Raw genomic sequence first — 21,932 nt, forward strand, 5'->3', positions numbered from 1 at the left:
ATCATTCAAAAAAAGATGTACAAAACGCTCATGAACGGTATAAAACCGCCGTTTACCGACTATTTATAAGCTGTGAAAAGTTGGAATTATGAGCGCTTTTTATTGCATACCCCACCGATATAACCGAATAGAAAATATCGCTTATATCTGAGTCAACTTTAGGCTTTTCTTACCAGCGTCTCATAGTCCCATGAGGGGCCGCAAAATTCCTTTTTCGCAACGCATTTACTCAGTTTCAGGAACTCGGATTTCGTTAATTGTCCGAAACCCCTCTTAAAAGGAGTGCTGATTACAAGGTTTATTGCCCTAATAATGGGTTGCAGAGATCGCTACCTTTGTCCATGAGACCTGTAGCTTCTGAGTGCAGCAGTATGCCAACCACCCGCCCCGCGAGGGTAAGTCGGCGATATTTTGATACCGAGTGTTGACCCGCACCATAGAGAACCACTGTTTTAAAGGCCTTCAATTGAGAGCGCATTCAAGCCTCCGCCTCTTCATAGGCATAGCCCACGCCATAGACAGACCGAATGATTTCAGCGCTCGGCGCAACCTTTCTGAGTTTTGTGCGTATATTTTTAACATGGGTATCAATCACACGATCAAACACATCAGTATCATCTGGGAATGTAAGTTCGACCAATTGCGTCCGTGAGAAAACCCGTCCCGGGCGCTTATGTAATGTAGCGAGCAGCTGAAACTCACGTCTTGTCAGAGGAAGCTCTTGCCCTTGATATGTGACAGCCCAGCGGTCTTCATCCAATTTCAGAGGACTATCGTCAAGCTCAAAGTCGGCTGACTTTTGCTGTGAAAGCAACATGAGTTTTTCCTGTCTGCGCAAGATAGCCTTCACCCGCGCCACCAATTCACGTGGCGAAAAGGGTTTGCAGACATAATCATCAGCGCCCAGCTCCAGCCCCAACAACCGATCCAGCTCTTCAACCCGAGCCGTTTCAAGGATAATGGGCACATCACTCTTGGCGCGGACTTCGCGGCAGATACTCAAACCGTCCTTACCAGGCAGCATGACGTCCAGAATGACCAGATCAGGCGCGCGCTCAAGGATTGCTTCCACCGCATGAGCCCCTTCATGCAAAATATCAGCGGTCATGCCAGCCTGCTTCAGATAGTCCTGAATGATTATGGCGAGAGAGGGTTCATCCTCAACGATCATAATGTGCCAACCATCATTGTATTCCGTCATATCGTTTTCCCGATCCTTTCAATCGCCAAATATAACGATCGCGTTAGCCTAGATCCATTCCAATTGGCAAGTGGATTTCAACGGCCAACCCACCCAAAGACGAAGGCCTCGCTTGAATGCTACCCCCGTGGGCTTCGACAATAGCCCGACAAATGGCCAAACCCAAACCGGATCCCCCTGATTGGCGCGCTCGAGACGGATCTGTTCGATAAAACCGCTCAAATAAGTGACCAATATCCTGTTCATCAGGACGAGGCGAGCTATCTTCTATGACAAGAGTAATTTGATCTGCACTTTTATCTACCGAATGCGAGAAAACGCGCACCTTACCCGGGGCATCCGTGTATCGACGTGCATTCTCCAATAGATTGTCCAGCATTTGCCTAATGCGATTTCTATCACAATAGACCAGAAGCCCATCAGGCAAGTCCAATTCAACAGTCAGGCCTTTCTCGGCATAGCGCCCACCGATGTGCTGGACCGCATCGCAGACCAAAGCTGACAGATTTTCTTCAGACAGGTCGCATAATATCCGCCCTTCACGTGCATGCGTCAACATATTGAGGTCGTTCACAAGACGGTTCAAACGATCAACAGTCTGATGCATCTCAGACAACAAACCGGCATCGGCCTGATAGATGCCATCTTGCAGCCCTTCGATGCGACCTTTCAGGATAGCAAGCGGCGTTTTTAGTTCATGCGAGGCGTCCGACATCCACTGACGTTCGGCTTTTTCTGCCGTCTGCAAACTTTCTGCCATCGAGTTAAAGTCTCGCACCAGCGAGCCAATTTCATCAGGCCCCTCTCCTTTCATGCGAGCAGAATAGTTTCCCGCCGCCAAATCTCGGGTGCCACGAACCAAAGCCCGGATGGGCGTCACAACATTGCGCGCCAGCAAAAAAGCCGCCAGCGCGGAGATACCAACGGCCAACAACGAAACCCATAACAATGTGCGAAACTGATCCAACAAGAATTGATCATCCCGAGCGGCACGCCCATCTTGGGGGCTCGACAGTGCAAGCCACCCGATAACTTTGCCTTCCACCCCGTCTTTGGTTTCGGCATAAACGGGACGCGATGCATAGGCCCGCCCCCCCAGTCGGGCCCCGGCCAAATATGCCCCATCCGGCGTGAGCAAACTCAGGCGCATACCCAGGTGCAGAGGATCCGGTTGAGCGGGAGGGCGTGGTGGAGACATCCTGTCCGGCGCCTCAAACCGAGGCGGCATTTGGCCAATCCCCGGCCGCGGAGGACGAGACAAAGATAGAATAGGCGGATTCTGCTGAGCCCCTCGCGCCTTCATGCCAGAACGGACAAGATCATCCCAAACATTTGCGGCGCTATTCAAACGCTCCCAAACGACTGGGTCGCTATGGGCTTTGGCGATTTGATCGACCAATTCATCCATGCCCTGAAGCTCAACCTGAAGCAGATAATCAGAAAAACCAGACCGCATTTTTTGGCCAATAAGGCCCGCAATCACCAGAATGATCAAAATACTGGTGACGAGAAAGGCGGCAAACAATTTTGTGGCAAGGGAGTGCTTCTTCCAAATCATAATCAAACCATGCCAGTCAAATGTGAAGGGATCGTGGACCACCAAACAACCGTTGCAACAGCAAATTTCGGGCAACAGGATTTCTATTCTGCTCTCAGCATCTCAACAAACCCATAATCCACCAGACAGCAAGATTGAAACAAGTGTCATAAAGCCAGACAGCGGCCTCAACGTTCGACGCTGTGCATCAAAAAGCCGATATTCACAAAATTTGCACCACGCAGATTGAAATACCGACGAATTCGCTAGTCAATTCAGCCTTTTCGAGATCATGCTGTAATGTAGTTGATTGAACAATGAATTGTTAGATACTACCTTGAAGTTGTAGGGTTGAATTTTGAAGGAAAGCTTATGTCCAGCTTTGATGCACAAATTAGACAATCTAAAGAAGAAATCGAGACCGCTAAATTGAAGATATCGGAAATGTCGTCCAAAATTGAAACGGCGAGAGAAAAGCTCGATTCCGGGATTGATATTTCTATCGATATTGAAAATGCATCCCTTCAAGATGTGCATTCTCACACAGAGGCCATGAACGCCAATATTGCGGAGCTGATTATGGGTCTCGACGATGTCACGTCGGCCTTTTCCAAAGATTTTGATGCTATGCGCTCCTATTCGGGGTGGGAGACAACGATTGGCATATTCTCGAAAGCCCGTGCCGATAGCTTGCGGCAAGAACGCATGCGCACAGCCAACATCGACGACAAGCTACAGGACCTGATCTCAAAATCTGACGTGATCACCCAACTGCTGCAAGGCCAACTAAACACCCTCAATGAACATTCTACCAGAGTTGAGCAAAACCTGTCCGAAACCCTCGCCAATCGAGAGCAAACGGTAACAGATCTTGAAAGCATCAAAAGCCAGATCTTGAAGCTTGATCCCGATATCATCGCGCTTGAAAACAAAATTGCAGTTGAAACAGACGCCGCGGCACGCACAAAACTCGAAACAGATCTGGCTAAATTGAACGGACAATTCAACAAGCTGGCACAGGAAGAACAGGTTAAACTGGCGCAGAGCCAAACTCTTGAGCGCTATATTGAACAGGGAAAGACCTGGGTCGATAGCTTGCAAAATCAGGCCGCAACTCAGATGGTTCTCATCAATAAACTGCAAACGGACACCAAGCAGCGCGTTGTTCTGTATGATGCCTTGACCAAGTCTTTAAAAACGGCCCAACAGCAAGATGTGGCGCACCGGATCAATGAAATCGGTGTTGCAACAGATCAGGAAGCCCAGACGGCAATGGCCGCCATCGGCTCTGCCACCAATCAACGTATGGCCGATATGATGGAAAAACACGAAGATCACATGGTGTTTGCTCGTAAGGTTCTGGAAGAAAAAGCCAAATCTGATGATCGCTTTGCGCGCAGGTTTGAAAGTATCGTCGAAAAACACGACAAAAACACCTATGGCTCATGAGCGAGCGCGTGGATCTAACCTCTGATCATAGATCTCTTGAGGATGCTCACGAGACACGGCGGTATTTTGACAAATTTGGGCGCATTATCACCCACCTGACACAGGTTGCAGAAAACGCCACCTCGAACAAAATTGCGCTCGATACCGAGCTGCCCACTGTCAAAGATTATCTGACCGCTTTATCGGCAACCTTCACCGCCCTGTCCTATAAATATCTTCTGGCGGGGCGGGTTTCCAACTTGCTGCCAAGCATATTGAATATTGACAGACAGGACAGCGGGTTCCCGATCTATCAGGAATTACTGCAAATGGCCAGTGACGCCACGCAAGCCGAACGGCGCCTGAAGTCCCTGCCCTCAATGAAACAACTCAAGCAGGATATGGTCCATCATATCCTGACTGAAAACACCGTACCGATAGAGCAGCAATTTGCCGCCTCGCAGTTGCATTATTACAATCTATTACGCAGTGACCGGATATTCTGGGCGCACAACGATCCACGCGCTGTCTGGCAGGGCGACATGTCCGAGAATCGCCGCAGCTATCATATCCATTGGGCGGTTTATGACAGCCAGCAAAATATTCCCGTCATCTATCTCCTGGATGTGGAGGATACCGGCCGGCACGCATTACTCAAGGATGAGAGGCGCTGGCCACGGGTTCAAGCCCATTTGATGGCACAATCATCAGCCTCCATGAAGCTAGTGACCATTGCGCGAGGGTTCGACCAGGATTTTGATGACCTGCACCCCAAGCGGCTAAGGCGCATATTTGTCGGGCCCATGTATAGCCATGCCTTTACCGAACAATCCGGACCACTGCGCGATGTGTTGGCACAATCCAGCACAGTACCGGAACTGGATTGGGCACTGGCGTGGACTGCGGAAACACTTGTCGCATCGAGATCCGAACGGCAATCGGCCGGATTTTTTAGCACCGTTGAACGTCAAATCTATCAACTGGATCCACTAGGCACATTGGGTGGTTTTGAGACAGATGGTTTGACCGAGCAACAACGGTCGTTGATTTTACCGCAACGACCTTATCAGATTTTGAAAGAACGCAATCCACCGGGTTTTGATCACATACGCAAATATGTCGTCAGCCCTTCGGGGAGAGTTCTGAGCTATAGATAGGCTTTGTTCGTGACCATATCGACAGATCTAATGGAACTCAAAGAAGACCATATCCGCGAGAAATATACACTGGTTGAGGTTATGCTGGCCGGGTTCGATCACACGCCTCGTATTGCGACCACACGCAATGCAAAGCCCGTCACCGAACGCTCCAGTGGCCTTGGCACGCGGCGCAGGTTCCGGTCGACCACACCAGGTTTCACCACCCGTCCGAACACAGCATCGGAAGGCGTGCGACTGAGCGAACGCATCACCGAATGCGATGACGACGATCCCTTAATGAGCCCGCTACAAGCCACGGTTTTGCGATCCTTGCGCCGCGCCTTGTCTGTTGCGCAGGTGGTCAGCGATCAATTTGCCGATCAAACTGGCCTAAGCGATAAAATGCGGGACAATCTTGCCGGCTCCCTTGCTGCCAACCAAATCGCGGATTTCGAGGAATTGCTCAACGCCACCGCGCTCATTAGCCTTCATGTTTTCGCCAACATGACCGACTTCTTGCTAGCAAACAGCTCTAACGACCCCGCCAGTGATCTCGATATTGGCGATGTGGAAGAAATTGTCGTAGACAATCCGCAGCTTGCGTTGCATGGCGCCTTGTGGGAGTTGGACCAAAAACTCTCATCATTCGCCAACTCAGACAACCAGCTCATAGCAGTGGTGATGGCTTTTTGCGAAAAACTGATGGAAAAGGTCGCACGACGGGCCGAAGCCTCCAGTCGTTTAGAGCCTTTTACCAGCGTCAACTACCGTGTTGAAGCCGAAGATTTTGAGATCAACGGATTCATACCGACCGCGCGGGCACGCTCTTCCTCTCTGACGATGACCTTTAAAAAGCCCCATGAAGTGGTTGGCAACCACATCGCCAAACATCAAGCAATGAAACTGTCTAAGATGCTGATGGCTTATGATTTTGATCGCAAGCTCAACCCCTTTGCCGAGCTTGGCGGCTTTATTTTCACCTTCATGGGCGACGGCAAACCGGGCACAGGCAAAACAACGCTCATTCAGATGATGGCCGGATTGATCAATGAATATTGCCAGAACGCCGGTTATGCTTTCCGATACCAGAATCTGTCGACCGACAGTATCGACAGTTATCAGGGTAAATCTGCTCAAAATGCCAAAGCTTTTATCAAAAATGTCCTGGATCCGAAGGTAATCGGCTTTGGCACGGTTGACGACATCGATCAGCTGGCGGGCAAACGCGGTGATCGACAGTCATCCGCAGGCCAGTTGGAAATCACAGCCGTTTTGATGGAAAGCTTTGCTGGGGCCAATACTGTGGTGCGCGGGAACTGCACATTCGGCATGTTTTCCAATTATCCCGAAAATGTCGATGATGCTTTGCGCCAACGCGCAGGGGCGCGGTTCTTGGTTGATGGACCACAGACACAAGAAGACTATATCGACATTTTGCACTTGCTCATCGGCAAAAATCACCAGATTCCTCTTGGAGATCACGCCTTGTTCGAAGCGCAAGTGATCAAAAAAGCGGTTGCCGCCTCCTATGACCGTCACTCCCGCCCCACAGAAGACGCCTTGTTGAATGTCTTTGATCGGGTGTCTTCAGAGATTGGCACCTTAGATACCATCGCGAAATTGGGGCGTTATCTCAAAGCCATTCAACAAGCCGATGAGCGCTTCACCGGTCGTGCCATCAAGAACATAACGGACGCAATCAAGGTACGGGCGATGGATTTTGAATTGCCGGATGAATGGATGGAAAACACCGCGCTGTTCTTGGCGCGGGATTATGAAACCAAGAAAAACATGATCGCAGAACTCGCTAAACCCATCACCACTGAAATGGCGCTGCAGGAAATCAATCGCTATGCCGACAGCGAATTCCGCTATGCGGATAAATCGGATGAAGTGGCAATTGAGGCCGCCGTGCGCGACATGCAACGCACAGCAGAAGCAAAACGTCGCTATCTGGAGACATTGTCACAATGATGCGACTGGTAAAGCGCGGATTGATGTTTGGCAACCTGTTTGAGGTGACCTCACCTGCCTTGGTCGGGCGCTACAATCGAGCGCTCAAACACCTGACAGGCAGGACAACCAGGCTTGCAGAGTTCCACATTGATATTTCCGGTTTCTCGCCCGAAATCGGCGACGAATTTGACGATCTTCTCTATTTGAATCCAGACGGCTTTAACCGGCAATTCATCTTTCTCTCGATTGAGCAAAGAAAATCGCCACTTCTCAATGCCCAGTTTTCTATGTCACGGACCATCCTGAAAGACTATATCAGCCGCCATGAAGAGCAGTTGTTTGCGTTGACGGCCCGCAATGCGGTGGTTGGAGAACTGATCAATTCTGCATATTCTATCAATACGCCGCTCGATCTGTTCAGCATCCGCACAATCGAAATCGAAGCCGACACCATCGAGGCCCATGTCGAAGCCAGCAACATTCTGACCAACAAAATAACGCGTTTCATGAATGAGCCGGACAGTTGGTGGGACGATGTTTTGATCGCCGACATGATCGAACTTTCCAAACGCACCGGCGACATCACGAGCAACCCCATTCGTTTGGAAGAGCATGCACTGGAACAAAAGAATTTCTATACCGACCATTTTGGTGGCATCTATTTGTTCCGAGATATGCAAGAGCCAGCCTGCATCGCGGTCGACAAGCTGGACAATCCCGAAGACCTGCCAGTGGAATATGCCTGCACCTTAAAGGATCGCTTTGAAATCGCCGCCTTTTTGAATATCAACGAATTGGTCGAGCCCATTGTCGAAGCACAGGGTATGCAGGCCAGAGCGGTGTTGCGGCAAAAACTGGATTTCATTGTCATTGATGTTGCTGCGGACAAAGGCGAGGATTTATCAAACACATCACGCCGGGATTTGCGCAGACTGAAGCGAAAATTATATCAAGACTTGCCAGCGGAATATCATGCTCTGGAAGAAGTCCTGATGAAGAATGAAGCCGGCCACCCTCCACTCAGGCTCAGGCCAGATCACCCTGCTTATTTCTATTTGTTGCGCTCCAAGAACCACCGTGACAAACATCTGATCAACATGCTTCTGGCGCAGATGGCCCCATTGGATTTTAGGCAATTGTTCATTTGCCACAAAACCGCATTTTATTCAGCCTATCGCTCATGGAGTGATGCAAAGAGAGAATTTGTCGCACAATTCCTCGAAGACGAATATGCCGTTGACAAGGCAGGTGCAAGAGAAGAGCTTTTCGGACCAGAGCCAAGCATGGCAGAAGCCGAAGATGCTTACGACGACGATGACTGGCAAGGACCGTGGGGCCCAATACCCGCAGATCGATAACGGGGGACTTGATGCAAATTCTTAAATGGGCGGTTGGCGCCATCATTGCCATTTTGGTTGTTCTATTCTTGCACTATACATTGCCATCCCGTGACATTGTCCGGATTGTCGGCACGGATGTGAAGCGCATGGATATCGGCGCGTCGTGGTTCTGGGCCTCTCCCGACGCAGGAACCACCAAGGTCGATACCAGAGATGTGCGGTTTATCAATGCCGAGCTACCCAACGGCAAACCCTATGTCTATCGCAACGAAGACACCGATTGGAGCTGGCCACCTTATCTGAAATTTGACAGCGGCAACCTCACCGCTCAGGCGCAATCACTGGCACAAAAGAATGACAATTGGGTGGCCGTAACCCACTATGGCTGGCGCATCAAGCTCTTCACTATTTTCCCCAATGTGGTGAAGATCAAACCTGTTGCAGGACCGGATGTCTTTCTGATCCCATGGTTCAACATTGTCTTCTTCATGTGCCTCGCTGCAATTGCTTATTTTATCGTCCGCATGATCCGGATATTCAAGGTCGAGCAAATCGATCCTGTCCTTGACGAGATCGAACAAACCGCCGATGAGATGACCGACAATATGTCCGATTACACAGATCAAGCCCAAAGCCGATTGGGCTCTATCCGAGCGGCTATCAAGGCTTGGTTCAAACGCTGGTTTGGCGAGGTCAAATAGGTCAATTGCGTTTGAGGCGGCGCTGAACGAACTTTTGGTGAAACACCTTTAGCCTTAAAGATATAACACCTGTTCAGTACTGGATTTATCGCATAACAACTTGGGATTCTACGAAAATCTAAAATACTTTTAGAGAAAGACTTATCCATCACGCTTATATTTTACTAAGGCTAAAATGGACGATGATCTTATCTGACACATTGAATGCATTGAAATTTTCGAATCCGCGAACACTGAACATGCATTTGAGATTTATTTTAAGAATAATAATTCTTAGAAATTTCAAAAATATTTGAGATGCCATTATAGAAGCTATAGATGGCAATGTTACAATATTCACAACATTAAAGATTATGAATTTATAAAAAATAGAAAATATCAATGAATATTATGCTTCCAGCCCTTTATATTCAATATATCTTTCAAAATCTTTATCTGACATACTATTCATTACCGCTTTACGCTTGACGAAAGTCAAGGTCACTCTAAAGGGAACACCATAATTTTCATCTATGAAACATTCACATGGCTCCTCATCTTGCGCTCACAAGCGCTCTGAAATGAAGCAAATATTGGTCGGAGAGCTGAAGCGCTTTCTAACCGAGTTGTGTGTTGTGCTGTCCCTACTGATGATGCTGGTTCAGACCTATCCAGCAGCTTCCAGCGCGATGAACGAGTGGACACCTATTTGTTCAAGCGCCGGCCTCTCCCTTGTTCAGATCCCTTCTGATGAAAATGTGCCAAACGACGATTGCACGCGCTGCGTCCTCTGTTTCACGCATCACAATTCATTTGTCGGCGTGCCTGTTAAAACGACAGACATGCCATCTCCCCATGCAGGCAAGGGTTTTTCTCAACCCGAACTGGTAGCCAATTCGATTCCATTGCCGGATCACCTTTTGCCATTTTCTGGCGCGCCCCCTCCATTCAAGCAAGTTGAACCAATGTTGCACACTTATTCTGTGTCGGTGTCACCGACACCAAACACTGTGCCTGTCATGCCGGAGATCATCTCATGGCATTAGGCAAAAGACTCTTTCCCGAATTTTGGCGCACGCTTGCCCCCTTGTTGGTGCTGTTGGCCGCCACCCTTCTCCTCACATTGCCAGCTAGCGCACTCGGCAACCAGCCGGTCATCGAGAAATATCTGACAAAAGTAGCCGCGGCTGACTTGGTCGAGGGAGCAACGGACTATGGTCCGCTCCGAAGCGACGTACCCATAGCGCCTGTCATGAAAAATGATGAGCTGCTGGGCTATGCATTCATCACCAGCGACTTTGTCAGCACAACCGGATATTCGGGCAAGCCCATACATGTGATGGTTGCGATTGACCCTGATGGCAAATTGCTGAAGGCCAATCTTGTCAAACATTCAGAACCCATCGTGCTGATCGGCATTCCCAACAGCAAAATCCAAGCCCTGACCGAGACTTATTCGGGGTTGGACATCGTGCATGAAGCAAAAACCGGCGGATCTGGCCACGATCTGGATATCATTTCCGGGGCCACCGTCACGATTATGATCATTGATGATTCTATCGTGCGGTCTGCGATTAAAGTTTCACGCGCCATGCAGCTGGGTGGCCTCACTGTTGAAGCGGGCAGTGATACCCCCCCACGCGCCCTCAAGTCTGACCTTATTACTGTGTCTGATTGGCAAACCCTCTCGGGTGATGGTTCCATCCGCCGCATGACGCTGGACATTGGGCAAGTCAATTCTGCCTTTGAAAAGGCCGGTGATGCTCGCGCCATCAAACGGCCAGAGCCAGGTGATCCGACCGATACCTATATCGACATGCAGGCTGCATTGGTATCAGTGCCAAGCATCGGTTTGAGTTTGCTCGGTGACGCAGAATATAAAAACCTGACCGAGTGGCTGAAAGAAGGAGAGCAGGCCATTTTGATCATGGGTCGCGGTGTCTATTCCTTCAAAGGTTCTGGTTATGTGCGCGGCGGCATATTCGATCGCATTCAATTGATTCAAGGCGACAATTCGGTCCGTTTCCACGATCGTCAGCAGAAACGTCTCGGGGCTCTGGCACCAGATGATGCGCCGGCTTTCAATGAGCTGGATATCTTCAAGATTCCGGCGGACGCAGACTTTGATGTGGGCGACCCGTGGCGCTTGCAATTGCTGGTCAACCGCGCGGTCGGACCGATTGAGAAAACCTTTCTCACCTTCGATCTGGGCTACAAGCTGCCAGAATTTTATCTTGAGCCGCGCCCTGTTGCTCCGCTAGCAACGAGTGTGGTGGATGGAGACGAAGATGCAGCGGCACGTGCGGCCTTATGGAAGCGGGTCTGGAACGACAAAAAAGTCGAAATAGCCATTCTGTTGGTGATGCTCACGGTTTTGACTGGGACATTCTTTTTCCAAAAACAAGCCACGCGTAATGCCAAAGCCTTCTATTGGTTCCGCATGGGGTTCCTGACCTTGACACTGGCATTCCTCGGATGGAGCCAGAATGCCCAATTGTCCATCGTCAATCTAATGGCACTTGGCGCATCTTTCTCGGATGGTTTCAGCTGGGATGCCTTTTTGCTTGATCCCTTGGTGTTCATCCTGTGGAGCTCGGTTGCGGCAGCCTTGTTGTTCTGGGGGCGCGGCGCTTTTTGCGGCTGGCTTTGCCCATTCGGAGCCTTGCAGGAGCTTTCCAATCAGATAGCACGCTTCTTCAAAGTGCCACAAATCACACTGCCTTGGGGTCTACACGAGCGGCTTTGGCCATTGAAATATATGATTTTCATGGGTTTGGTCGGGCTGTCGATGGTCTCGGTTCCCCTTGCGGAACAATATGCAGAAATCGAACCATTTAAGACTGCGATTATTCTCAAGTTCGCACGCGGATGGCCCTACGTTCTGTTCGCTGTTGCCTTGCTCAGTGCGGGGTTGTTCATCGAACGGTTCTATTGCCGCTATCTATGTCCGCTGGGTGCCGCACTGGCCATCCCCGGTAGAATTCGCATGTTTGACTGGCTCAAGCGCTACAAAGAATGCGGCAGCCCGTGCCAGACATGCGCCAATGAGTGCTTTGTTCAAGCCATCCATCCAACCGGTGAAATCAACCCCAACGAATGCCTGTCGTGCTTGCACTGTCAGGTTCTCTATCAAGACGACCAAAAATGCCCTGTTTGCATCAAACAAAGAAAAAGCAGGGAAAAAATAGCAAGAAGCAACGCCACATCAGCGGATGCATTCAGTCAATTGCTTGGCCAGCCAAGCGCTAAAAACTAGGAGGAGTGGTCACATGACTACCGATGACAAACAAAAAGAAGGCATTTCCCGCCGAGGTCTGCTTGGTGGAACAACCGCGGGTGTCGCGATAGCCGGGTCTTTGGCCGTTGGCGGTGCTGCGATGATGAAATCGAATCCGGCTGTCGCTGCGGAAAATAAAACCGCCTTGCATCCCGGTGAACTTGATGAATATTACGGCTTCTGGTCTTCAGGACAGTGCGGCGAAATGCGCATTCTTGGATTGCCGTCCATGCGCGAACTGATGCGTATCCCTGTATTCAACCGTTGTTCTGCGACCGGTTGGGGCAGCACAAATGAATCCAAAAAAATCCTCACCGAAGGCCTGATGCCAGAAACCAAAGAGTTTTTGGCAAAACGCGGCATGGAAACTTATGACAATGGTGACCTTCATCACCCGCATATGTCCTTCACCGATGGCACCTATGATGGTCGTTATTTGTTCATGAACGACAAAGCCAACACCCGTGTGGCTCGTGTACGCTGTGACGTGATGAAATGTGACAAGATCATCGAGATCCCCAACGCCTCTGATATTCATGGCTTGCGACCCCAGAAATACCCGCGCACAGGATATGTCTTTGCCAACGGAGAGCATCGTGTGCCTCTGGTCAATGATGGCAGCATACTCGATAGCCCTGAAGACTATGTCGCAATCTTCACCGCCATTGATGGCGATACCATGCAAGTCGCATGGCAGGTGATTGTTGACGGCAACCTCGACAATGTCGACGCGGATTATCAGGGCCGTTATGCCATTTCCTCCAGCTACAACTCCGAAGGCGGCGTCACTCTGGCTGAAATGACCGAAGCCGAAATGGATCATGCTGTTATCTTTGATATCAAGCGCATTGAAGCCGCAGTCGAGGCTGGCGACTACAAAGAATACAACGGGGTGAAAGTTCTGGATGGCCGCAAGGGCTCCAAATTGACCGCTTATATTCCTATTCCGAACAGCCCGCATGGGGTAAACACCGCACCAGACGGCAAATATGTGATGGTCAATGGCAAGCTGTCGCCAACCGTTTCGATTATCGAATTGGATAAAGTCGAAGCCGTCTTCCAAGGCGCAGACCCTCGCTCTTGCATTGTTGGCGAACCTGAACTGGGTCTTGGCCCTCTCCACACAGCCTTCGATGGTCAGGGCAATGCCTTCACCACCCTGTTCCTCGACAGTCAGGTCGTGAAATGGAATATCGACAAAGCTGTTCGGCTCTATGCTGGTGAAGAAGTCGATCCAATCCTGTCAAAAGTCGATGTACAATATCAACCCGGCCACAACCACACTTCGATGGGTGAAACCAATGAAGCGGATGGCAAATGGCTGATCTCTCTAAATAAATTCTCCAAAGACCGCTTCCTTAATGTCGGGCCACTAAAACCGGAGAATGAACAGCTGATCGACATCACCGGTGACACGCCGGTTGTAGTGCATGACAGCCCAACCTTTGCCGAGCCACATGACTGTATTATCGTTCATCGTTCCAAGGTGAATCCAGTCAATGTCTGGAGTCGCGATGATCCTATGTGGGAAGATGCCCGCAAGCAGGCAGAAGCCGATGGCGTTGAGCTCGAAGACGGCCATGACGAGGTCATTCGCGATGGCAACAAAGTGCGGGTCTATATGTACTCGTCCGCACCGACTTTCTCGCTTGAGAAGTTCACCGTTAAACAGGGTGATGAAGTCACCATCTATATCACCAATATCGACGATGTGGATGATCTGACTCATGGGTTCACCTTGGGCAACCACGGCATTGCTTTTGAGGTTGGACCACAGGCAACGGCCTCGGCAACCTTCACCGCAGACCGTCCCGGTGTGCATTGGTTCTATTGCCAATGGTTCTGTCACGCACTCCACATGGAAATGCGTGGCCGTATGCTGGTTGAACCTGCTTAAAGGGCATTTGCATGTTGCTTCGCTTGATTTTCATTCTCCTTATGCTGGCACCAACCACGATGGTCGGCGCAGTGGAGATCGTCGTCTCTGAACAAAGCGGAGCATTGACTCAAGCGCTCAATAACGCGAAGGCGGGTGACATTATCCGCCTTCAGCCCGGCTCATATAAAGGGCCGATTGTCATCAACAAGGCAATCATCCTTGATGGTGGTGGGAAAGCCGCAATTGTCGGCAATGAAATAGGGTCCGTCATCTCGGTTACAGTGCCAAATGTGACGGTTCGCGGCTTGACGATCACCGGATCCGGCTCCAAAGGGAACGGTCGGGACGCTGGCGTTTTTCTTGGCAAAAAGGCCGAAAACGCAGTGGTGTCCGACAATAAAATTCTAGGCAATCTTGTTGGCGTCGATGTGCGTGGTTCCAAGAATGCCCTTGTCACCAGAAATATAATTCAAGGGCGACAAGACCACCGTATGAACGACCGCGGCAATGGCGTTTATATGTGGAATGCACCGGGTGCAAAAGTCATCAAGAACGATTTCCGTTGGGGGCGTGACGGCATCTTCGTCAACACCTCCAAAAACAATGAATTCTCCAACAACCGATTCCGAGATCTACGTTTTGCCGTGCATTATATGTATGCCAACAACAGCGTGGTATCGGGCAATATCTCGCTCGGCAATCATCTGGGTTATGCGATCATGTATTCCGATGATGTGCGGATTGAAGGCAATTATTCAAAGGGTGACCGCAACCATGGCATCATGATGAATTATACCAACCGGACTCTGGTCCTCAACAATCACATTGAGCAGGTCGGAGACAAATGTGTTTTCATCTATAATGCCCACCGGAACAGCTTCAAGGGAAACCTGTTCTCCGGCTGTGGCATCGGCATTCATTTCACTGCGGGATCAGAGCGCAATGACTTTATCTCAAATGCCTTTGTCGGCAACCGTACCCAGGTCAAATATGTTGGTACGCGCTGGATCGACTGGAGCGTCGATGGGCATGGCAATTATTGGTCAGATCACGCCGCCTATGATCTTGATGGCAACGGCATCGCTGACACAGCCTATCGTCCCAATGACATCATGGACCACGTGCTCTGGACACAACCTGCAGCCAAGTTTTTACTTGGATCTCCTGCGATCCAACTGATCCGCTGGTCACAATCTGCTTTTCCGGCACTTTTGCCAGGCGGCGTCATCGACCAAGCACCAATGATGCACCCTCTTCTGCCCCAGCCCCCTTCATGGGAGGAATTCTGATGCCAGCTCTTGAGATTGAAAATGTCTTCAAACGCTACAAAGCGCTTGAAACCGTATCGGACGTTAGTTTTGACGTTGCTGCGGGTGAACGTGTGGCTCTGCTTGGCCACAATGGCGCAGGCAAGACAACCATCATTCGCATGATTTTGGGCCTTACCTCCGTTTCAGATGGAGCCATCAGGGTTCTGGGGGGCGCTCCAGGCACCCGCTCCGCCCGCAAACAAACTGGCTTTCTACCCGAAAGTGTGGCGTTTCATGGGGCATTGACTGGTCGCGAACAACTGCATCATTTTGCTCGTCTCAAATCGACATCAAAATCCGAAGCCGACACTCTTCTTGAGCGTGTCGGTTTGGCAGACGCTGCCGACCGCAAAATCAGGACCTATTCCAAAGGCATGCGCCAGCGCATCGGACTGGCACAAGTGATGCTAGGGCGCCCCAAACTCGCGGTACTTGATGAACCAACCAGCGGTCTTGATCCGGTATCAAGGCATGAGTTTTATGACATTGTCGATGAACTAGCCAACAACGGCGCAGCGGTGCTGTTGTCTTCACACGCCCTGACCGAGCTAGAATTACGCACAGACCGCGTTGCCATTTTAAGCAAGGGAAAGATGGTCGCCAACGACAGCCTGTCTCACCTGCGCCAATCCGCTCAATTGCCGATTAGAGTGACTGTCACCGCAACGCCCGACACCATCGAAGGTATGGCAGCAAAACTGGGGGGGCAACGGGTCAATGGCCAGTCGCTTGAACTGTTGTGCCAACCGCCGGAAAAGGTAGCCCTTCTGTCTACGATCACCGCCTTGGGATCCGCAGTCAAAGATCTCGATGTAACACCGGCAAGCCTTGAAGAACTCTACCGGCATTTCAGCGGTTCCAACGGGGAGCAGATCTAATGTATATTCTTGCAATTGCACGACTGGAGTTGCTCATCGCGCGCCGCAATCTTTGGGTGGCGATTGCCATTCTTCTTATGGTGCTCTTCGATGCGGTGCTTACCATGGCAGGGGATGCGCCAACGGGCATGTTGGGCGTTAGCCCGCTTACGGTCGCCCTCACCTCCATCACGACTTTATCAGTTTATCTCGTGCCGCTGATTGGCCTTTTGCTTTCCTTTGATGCCATCTCGGGCGAAATGGAACGAGGCACACTCACCCTCAGTTTGTCTTATCCTTTATCACGGGTCGAAATCCTCATTGGAAAGTTCTTGGCTCATATCTGCGTTCTGGCGATTGCCATTGGTATTGGCCTTGGTCTCACCGCCACGCTTGTGATTGTGCAACACGGGTCTCAACATCTGGAAATCCTGCCCCTAGTACGTTTGCTTTTAACGTCTCTCGCTTTAGGAGCAAGCTTTTTGGGGCTGGGATATGCTGTTTCTATTCTGGTGCGCCAAACAGGAGCAGCATCCGGCATCGCCATCGCCATCTGGCTGGTCTGCGTAGTGCTGTATGATCTGGGACTGTTGGGCGCGCTGGTGGCCAATGGATCAGGGGTCTTCGCCAAAAGCGTTTTTCCCTGGATGCTAGTTGCCAATCCGGCCGACGCCTTCCGTTTGATCAATACGCCGGATATCACCGCCAATATTCTAGGCTCGGGTGTATCCGCCGCAGGTTCAGTGGTCGGCTTCACCGGACAGCTCCTCTCCTTGACGCTTTGGCCCCTAATCGCGCTTGCCTTATCCTGTCTGGTGTTTGAAAAGGCAGAACCATGAAACAGTTTCACGCTCTCTTACTGGCCTTTTTCCTTATTCTGCTTGTTGGCTGCGGTGAAGAAACACAAGTTACCTCTGTTCCAGAACCCATTGCTCTGACCGAAGACGCCGCCGGACACTATTGTCAGATGATAATTCTGGACCATCCCGGCCCCAAAGCACAGATGTTCATGGCAGCCTATTTGCACCCTCTCTGGTTCTCGCAGGTGCGCGACGGCCTCGCGCGGATGAAGTCAGCAGAACGCACATCTGAGATTCAGGTGCTCTATGTCAATGACATGGGTGCTGCCAAAAGCTGGCAGGAACCGGGGGTCGACAACTGGATCAAAGCTGACAGCGCCTTTTACGTGGTTGGCTCCGATGCCGTTGGCGGCATGGGTGCTCCCGAATTTGTGCCATTCTCTTCAAGAGACAAAGCCGACCAGTTCGCGCACGCACGAGGTGGAAACGTGCTTGCGTTCACTGATATCTCCGCCGAATCCGTCTTGTCCCCCATCGACATCACACAGTCATCTCAAAAAATCCGTACAATGGACGACTAACCACCAACCGTGAGCCATGATCATCCAAAATGCAGCTGTAGCCATCGCAGGGCTACATCAGGGATCAACAACCTCCTGAGATACGGGTATCAAACAGAAAAATCACAACTCAAAGGTGCTATTGCCACAACCAACGCCATAGTGCTTGGCCAAGGCTTCCCCGACAGTCCAGTCATGTGCCGTGTCCAGATCAATCATCTCCAGTGGATGAGAGCAGATGACGCCGCCTGTCTTTTCAGGAAAAAATGTATAGTGATCTTTTACAGATTGCACCCGACTTAGATACAGATTGCCCGCGACGGCAAAAGCCGGCGGCAGATCCTGAGTGCGCATTTTCCGCACGTCTGTGTCGATAAAGGGGGATAAACGCAAGTCGCTATTCTGCGTAAAGCAATGATAGGGATGATGCCGCGCCGGAGAAACGCCTATCACAGCATCCAGATGGCTTTGCTCAATCATCGCAAGGGCCTTAATCCAACGGCTTTTATGCCGTATAGGAGACGTCGGCTGCAGCAGAGCAACATAGTCATAGTGACGCCCCTCTTTCTCCTCGACCTCAAGAGCATGCAAAACAACATCAATAGATGTCGCGGTATCACCGCTGAGGGTCGCCGGTCTCAACCAAGGCACATCGACACCTTCCGTTTTCGCCACCGAAGCAATTGTGTCACTATCCGTCGAGACAATAATATTCGAAAAATCCGAAATCGCTTGAGCAAAGCGTAAAGACCAACAAATAAGGGCATCATCAGAGAACAGCTTGATATTCTTGTTGACGATCCGTTTGGATCCTGATCTTGCCGGAATAATAGCCAGAATTTTCATTTCAATGCTTCCGAATTACGATATGCCACAGACTATTAGATTATAATGCTTGAAGCTACTCAATTGCATGACCTGCAATTGGATGTAAAGCAATAGCAAATGCAGGAGTTCTGGAATGCCAACGTTCATCATTGCTGAAGCCGGTGTCAATCATAATGGTGATGTCGGATTGGCACTCAGGCTGATTGAAATTGCCGCTCAATGCGGGGCCGACGCCGTAAAATTTCAGACATTTAGTGCAGAAAAATTGGCCGCAGTAGGCGCGCAAAAAGCCGAATATCAGCAAGAGACCACCGGAGATGGCGATCAGCTTTCCATGCTAAAAAAGCTGGAACTCACCAGAGATGAGTTTGGTCGTTTGAAGGCACGATGTGACGCACTTGCTATCGAGTTCATGTCCACGGCCTTTGATGAGGAGTCTCTGGATTTTTTGGTTTCCATCGGCATCAAGCGCATTAAAATCCCCTCAGGTGAAATTACAAATCTGCCATTTATTGCCCATTGCGCGCGCAAGATGATGCCGATTATTTTGTCTACAGGCATGTCTGACTTGGATGAAATTGAACAAGCTGTGGCCTGTATCCGGAGGGCATGGAAAGACATCGATTTTAAAACAACCGATAAAGAATTTCTGACCATTCTCCATTGCACTTCAAATTATCCCGCCCACCCTCAGGATCTCAATCTCACCGCCATGACAACCATCGCGCAAAAGACCGGCTGTCCAACAGGATATTCCGATCACAGCCAGGGCATTGTGGTCTCGCCCGCAGCGGTTGCCTTGGGAGCCAGTGTAATTGAAAAACATTACACTCTGGACAAAGCCATGGAGGGGCCAGATCACAAGGCTTCTCTGGATCAAGGTGAGCTTTCTACCATGATCAGAGATATTCGCATCATTGAACAAGCTCTTGGCACTGGCGAGAAAAAACCCAGCGAAAGTGAATTGCCTGTTCGGGATGTGGCGCGCAAAAGCATTGCGGTTGCCAGAGACATACCGCAAGGAACCGTTTTATCCCAAAGTGACTTGATTATGCTCCGTCCCGGGACGGGAATTTCTCCAGCTCGCCGTGAAGAGATCGTGGGGAGAAAAACAAAAAGCGCTCTGCAATCGGGTGCTTTGCTCGATTGGAAAGATATAACGTAGAGCATTCTAGCAATACAATATGTGCATCGCGCGCAGAGTGACCAACTGTTAAGCTCAGCCGCAGTGCCGCTACCGCATTGAAACAAGCCGATTGGAAAGTCTCTTGCCTCGGAAAATTTGTTACATAACAGGAACACGTGCAGATTTTGGTTTAATGAAGTCCACCCTTCATCTGCTCAATAACGACCCAAATCTGGAATTGGGTATTGTTGTAACCGGCATGCACCTTGATCCAGCATGCGGAATGACTGTGAACGAGATCGAAGAGGCGCAACTGCCGATAGAGGCGCGCATCAAGCTGGAAAAAATGACCACGTCCGGCGAAGCCATGGCACTCCATATTGGTACCATGCTGCGCGGCTTCACAGCCCATTTGTCAACCAACCGCCCTGACATTGTTTTATTGCTTGGCGATCGAGGCGAGATGTTAGCAGGAGCTCTGGCTGCCATCCACCTCAATATACCTGTCGCACACATTCATGGCGGAGAACGTTCCGGAACAGTCGATGAATCGGTTCGCCATGCCATAAGCAAATTGTCCCATATTCATTTCGCGGCAACCGAACAAAGCAAGCAACGGCTGATCAAAATGGGAGAGCAGGAAACATCGATTTTTGTCAGTGGCGCGCCCGGTCTCGATGGACTTGACGAAATAGAATTACCATCGCTTCAACAACTGGCTGAAAAATACAATCTCGACGCCCAGCGCTCTATTGCCATCCTCTTGTTTCATCCTGTTTTACAGGAAGCAGATGAGGCAAAAGCACAAACTGAAATTATCCTGAAAGCCCTGCAGACGAGCAATCATCAAATTCTGGCGTTAATGCCGAATTCAGATAGCGGCGGCCAATATGTGCGCCAGGCACTGCAAGACTATACAGAAAAATGTAGCTTGCGGCTTGCAACACATTTACCCCGGCTAGAGTTTTTGAGCTTTTTGAAGAATGGCGATCTCTTGATCGGCAACTCGTCCGCCGGTATCATTGAATCGGCCTGCTTCGGAATACCGGTTATCAATGTTGGCTCCCGTCAGAATTTGCGGGAGCGCAATGCCAATGTCACAGATCTGCCCATTGATCAGCAGAGGCTTGAACAGGCCCTCCAAGACCTAAAAGGGATGCGCTTCCCTTGCCAAAACATCTATGGCAATGGCACTGCGGGACAGGCCATCTTGAGCAAATTGAAAAGTGTCGATCTAACACCAAACTTGCTAAACAAAGTTATCGCATATTAAAAGCACGGATCGGCATGCTCATTCCAACGAATGATCCAAAAGTCAGACGATTTTGTGAGGGTATATGACAGCGCAAACCACGAATGATAGCCTCCCTTCGCTCAATATCATTGGAGCCGGTGGCCACGCTAAAGTTGTTTTGGAAGCCGCTCTCAAGACGCATTCAATTGCTGATATCCGCATATTTGATCAAGATAAGGACAAGACAGGCGGCCGATTCCATCTGGATTTGGCAATTGAATATTGGGAGTATCCCCCCCTAACAGGTGCCATACATCTAGCAATCGGTCACAATGACGCCCGTAGGGCAATCGTTTCTTCTTTGTCAAAATATCACATGCAATTCCTCACCATCACTCACGAAAGGGCGTGTCTCTCCGACACAGCCATTCTGGCCGAAGGCTGTTTTATCGCGGCTCAGGCCAATATTGCAGCAGCCAGCAGCATTGGCGCGCATACGATCATCAATCATAATGCCAATGTCGATCATGACTGCAGAATCGGTGCCTTTTGTCATATAGCCCCCGGCAGTACGATTTGCGGCAATGTTTCGGTCGGAGACGGCACATTGGTAGGGGCCAATGCAACGCTTCTGCCAGGGGTGAGTGTTGGAGAAGGCTCTATTGTTGCGGCGGGAGCGGTCATCGCCTCCAATGTTGCGCCCTTCACACTGGCATATGGCGTGAACTCAGCGAAGATCGCCCAGAAGCTCTCTCGGCCTATAAGGTAGCATTTGATGGC

Annotated in this window: 18 protein-coding genes; 15 read left to right on the top strand and 3 right to left on the bottom strand. The window is 50.3% G+C overall.

Annotated elements, in window-relative coordinates:
- Nucleotides 1-478: 478 nt before the first annotated feature.
- A complete protein-coding gene (locus C0081_RS05585) occupies nucleotides 479-1,201 on the bottom strand; it encodes a response regulator (protein WP_101532833.1) in 723 nt (240 codons plus the stop codon).
- A gap of 43 nt (nucleotides 1,202-1,244) precedes the next feature.
- Nucleotides 1,245-2,759, bottom strand: a complete 1,515-nt coding sequence (locus tag C0081_RS05590; RefSeq protein ID WP_146006409.1) for an ATP-binding protein — start codon at nucleotides 2,757-2,759, stop codon at nucleotides 1,245-1,247.
- A gap of 351 nt (nucleotides 2,760-3,110) precedes the next feature.
- On the opposite strand from C0081_RS05590, the gene C0081_RS05595 reads away from it, so the two are divergent.
- From C0081_RS05595 to C0081_RS05650, 12 genes are all read left to right on the top strand, one after another.
- A complete protein-coding gene (locus C0081_RS05595) occupies nucleotides 3,111-4,187 on the top strand; it encodes a coiled-coil domain-containing protein (protein WP_101532835.1) in 1,077 nt (358 codons plus the stop codon).
- A complete protein-coding gene (locus C0081_RS05600) occupies nucleotides 4,184-5,323 on the top strand; it encodes a hypothetical protein (RefSeq protein WP_101532836.1) in 1,140 nt (379 codons plus the stop codon). The genes C0081_RS05595 and C0081_RS05600 overlap by 4 nt, the downstream gene beginning before the upstream one ends.
- A 9-nt stretch (nucleotides 5,324-5,332) precedes the next feature.
- Nucleotides 5,333-7,279 (top strand): ATP-binding protein, encoded by a 1,947-nt coding sequence (locus C0081_RS05605; RefSeq protein ID WP_101532837.1) that lies wholly within the window; start codon nucleotides 5,333-5,335, stop codon nucleotides 7,277-7,279.
- A complete protein-coding gene (locus C0081_RS05610; protein WP_101532838.1) occupies nucleotides 7,276-8,619 on the top strand; it encodes a DUF6638 family protein in 1,344 nt (447 codons plus the stop codon). The genes C0081_RS05605 and C0081_RS05610 overlap by 4 nt, the downstream gene beginning before the upstream one ends.
- Nucleotides 8,620-8,630: 11 nt before the next feature.
- Entirely contained in the window at nucleotides 8,631-9,302 is a 672-nt protein-coding gene (locus C0081_RS05615; RefSeq protein WP_101532839.1) for a DUF1523 family protein, read from the top strand.
- A 560-nt stretch (nucleotides 9,303-9,862) separates the two neighbouring features.
- The gene (locus C0081_RS05620; RefSeq protein ID WP_146006410.1) at nucleotides 9,863-10,327 is read left to right on the top strand and encodes a hypothetical protein; all 465 of its coding nucleotides are present in this window, start codon (nucleotides 9,863-9,865) and stop codon (nucleotides 10,325-10,327) included.
- Entirely contained in the window at nucleotides 10,318-12,537 is a 2,220-nt protein-coding gene (locus C0081_RS05625; protein ID WP_101532841.1) for a NosR/NirI family protein, read from the top strand. The genes C0081_RS05620 and C0081_RS05625 overlap by 10 nt, the downstream gene beginning before the upstream one ends.
- 13 nt (nucleotides 12,538-12,550) lie before the next feature.
- Complete coding sequence (gene nosZ / locus C0081_RS05630; protein ID WP_101532842.1) at nucleotides 12,551-14,455, top strand: TAT-dependent nitrous-oxide reductase; 1,905 nt, start codon at nucleotides 12,551-12,553, stop codon at nucleotides 14,453-14,455.
- Nucleotides 14,456-14,466: 11 nt separating this feature from the next.
- Nucleotides 14,467-15,726, top strand: coding sequence for a nitrous oxide reductase family maturation protein NosD (locus C0081_RS05635; RefSeq protein WP_101532843.1), 1,260 nt, complete (start codon nucleotides 14,467-14,469; stop codon nucleotides 15,724-15,726).
- Nucleotides 15,726-16,625 (top strand): ABC transporter ATP-binding protein, encoded by a 900-nt coding sequence (locus C0081_RS05640; protein WP_101532844.1) that lies wholly within the window; start codon nucleotides 15,726-15,728, stop codon nucleotides 16,623-16,625. The genes C0081_RS05635 and C0081_RS05640 overlap by 1 nt, the downstream gene beginning before the upstream one ends.
- Entirely contained in the window at nucleotides 16,625-17,443 is an 819-nt protein-coding gene (locus C0081_RS05645) for an ABC transporter permease (protein WP_101532845.1), read from the top strand. Before C0081_RS05640 ends, C0081_RS05645 begins: the two co-directional genes overlap by 1 nt.
- On the top strand, nucleotides 17,440-17,985 hold the full coding sequence (locus tag C0081_RS05650; RefSeq protein WP_101532846.1) for a nitrous oxide reductase accessory protein NosL: 546 nt from the start codon (nucleotides 17,440-17,442) through the stop codon (nucleotides 17,983-17,985). Before C0081_RS05645 ends, C0081_RS05650 begins: the two co-directional genes overlap by 4 nt.
- A 102-nt stretch (nucleotides 17,986-18,087) precedes the next feature.
- On the opposite strand, the gene C0081_RS05655 is transcribed toward C0081_RS05650, so the two are convergent.
- A complete protein-coding gene (locus C0081_RS05655; protein WP_101532847.1) occupies nucleotides 18,088-18,810 on the bottom strand; it encodes an acylneuraminate cytidylyltransferase family protein in 723 nt (240 codons plus the stop codon).
- Between the two features lie 115 nt (nucleotides 18,811-18,925).
- On the opposite strand from C0081_RS05655, the gene neuB reads away from it, so the two are divergent.
- From neuB to C0081_RS05670, 3 genes are all read left to right on the top strand, one after another.
- Entirely contained in the window at nucleotides 18,926-19,957 is a 1,032-nt protein-coding gene (neuB, locus tag C0081_RS05660; RefSeq protein ID WP_101532848.1) for an N-acetylneuraminate synthase, read from the top strand.
- 103 nt (nucleotides 19,958-20,060) lie between these two features.
- The gene (gene neuC / locus C0081_RS05665; RefSeq protein ID WP_101532916.1) at nucleotides 20,061-21,191 is read left to right on the top strand and encodes a UDP-N-acetylglucosamine 2-epimerase; all 1,131 of its coding nucleotides are present in this window, start codon (nucleotides 20,061-20,063) and stop codon (nucleotides 21,189-21,191) included.
- Between the two features lie 64 nt (nucleotides 21,192-21,255).
- Nucleotides 21,256-21,921 (top strand): acetyltransferase, encoded by a 666-nt coding sequence (locus C0081_RS05670; protein ID WP_101532849.1) that lies wholly within the window; start codon nucleotides 21,256-21,258, stop codon nucleotides 21,919-21,921.
- Nucleotides 21,922-21,932 lie beyond the last annotated feature (11 nt).

The sequence above is a fragment of the Cohaesibacter celericrescens genome, from assembly GCF_002866925.1.
In the GTDB taxonomy this organism is placed as follows: domain Bacteria; phylum Pseudomonadota; class Alphaproteobacteria; order Rhizobiales; family Cohaesibacteraceae; genus Cohaesibacter; species Cohaesibacter celericrescens.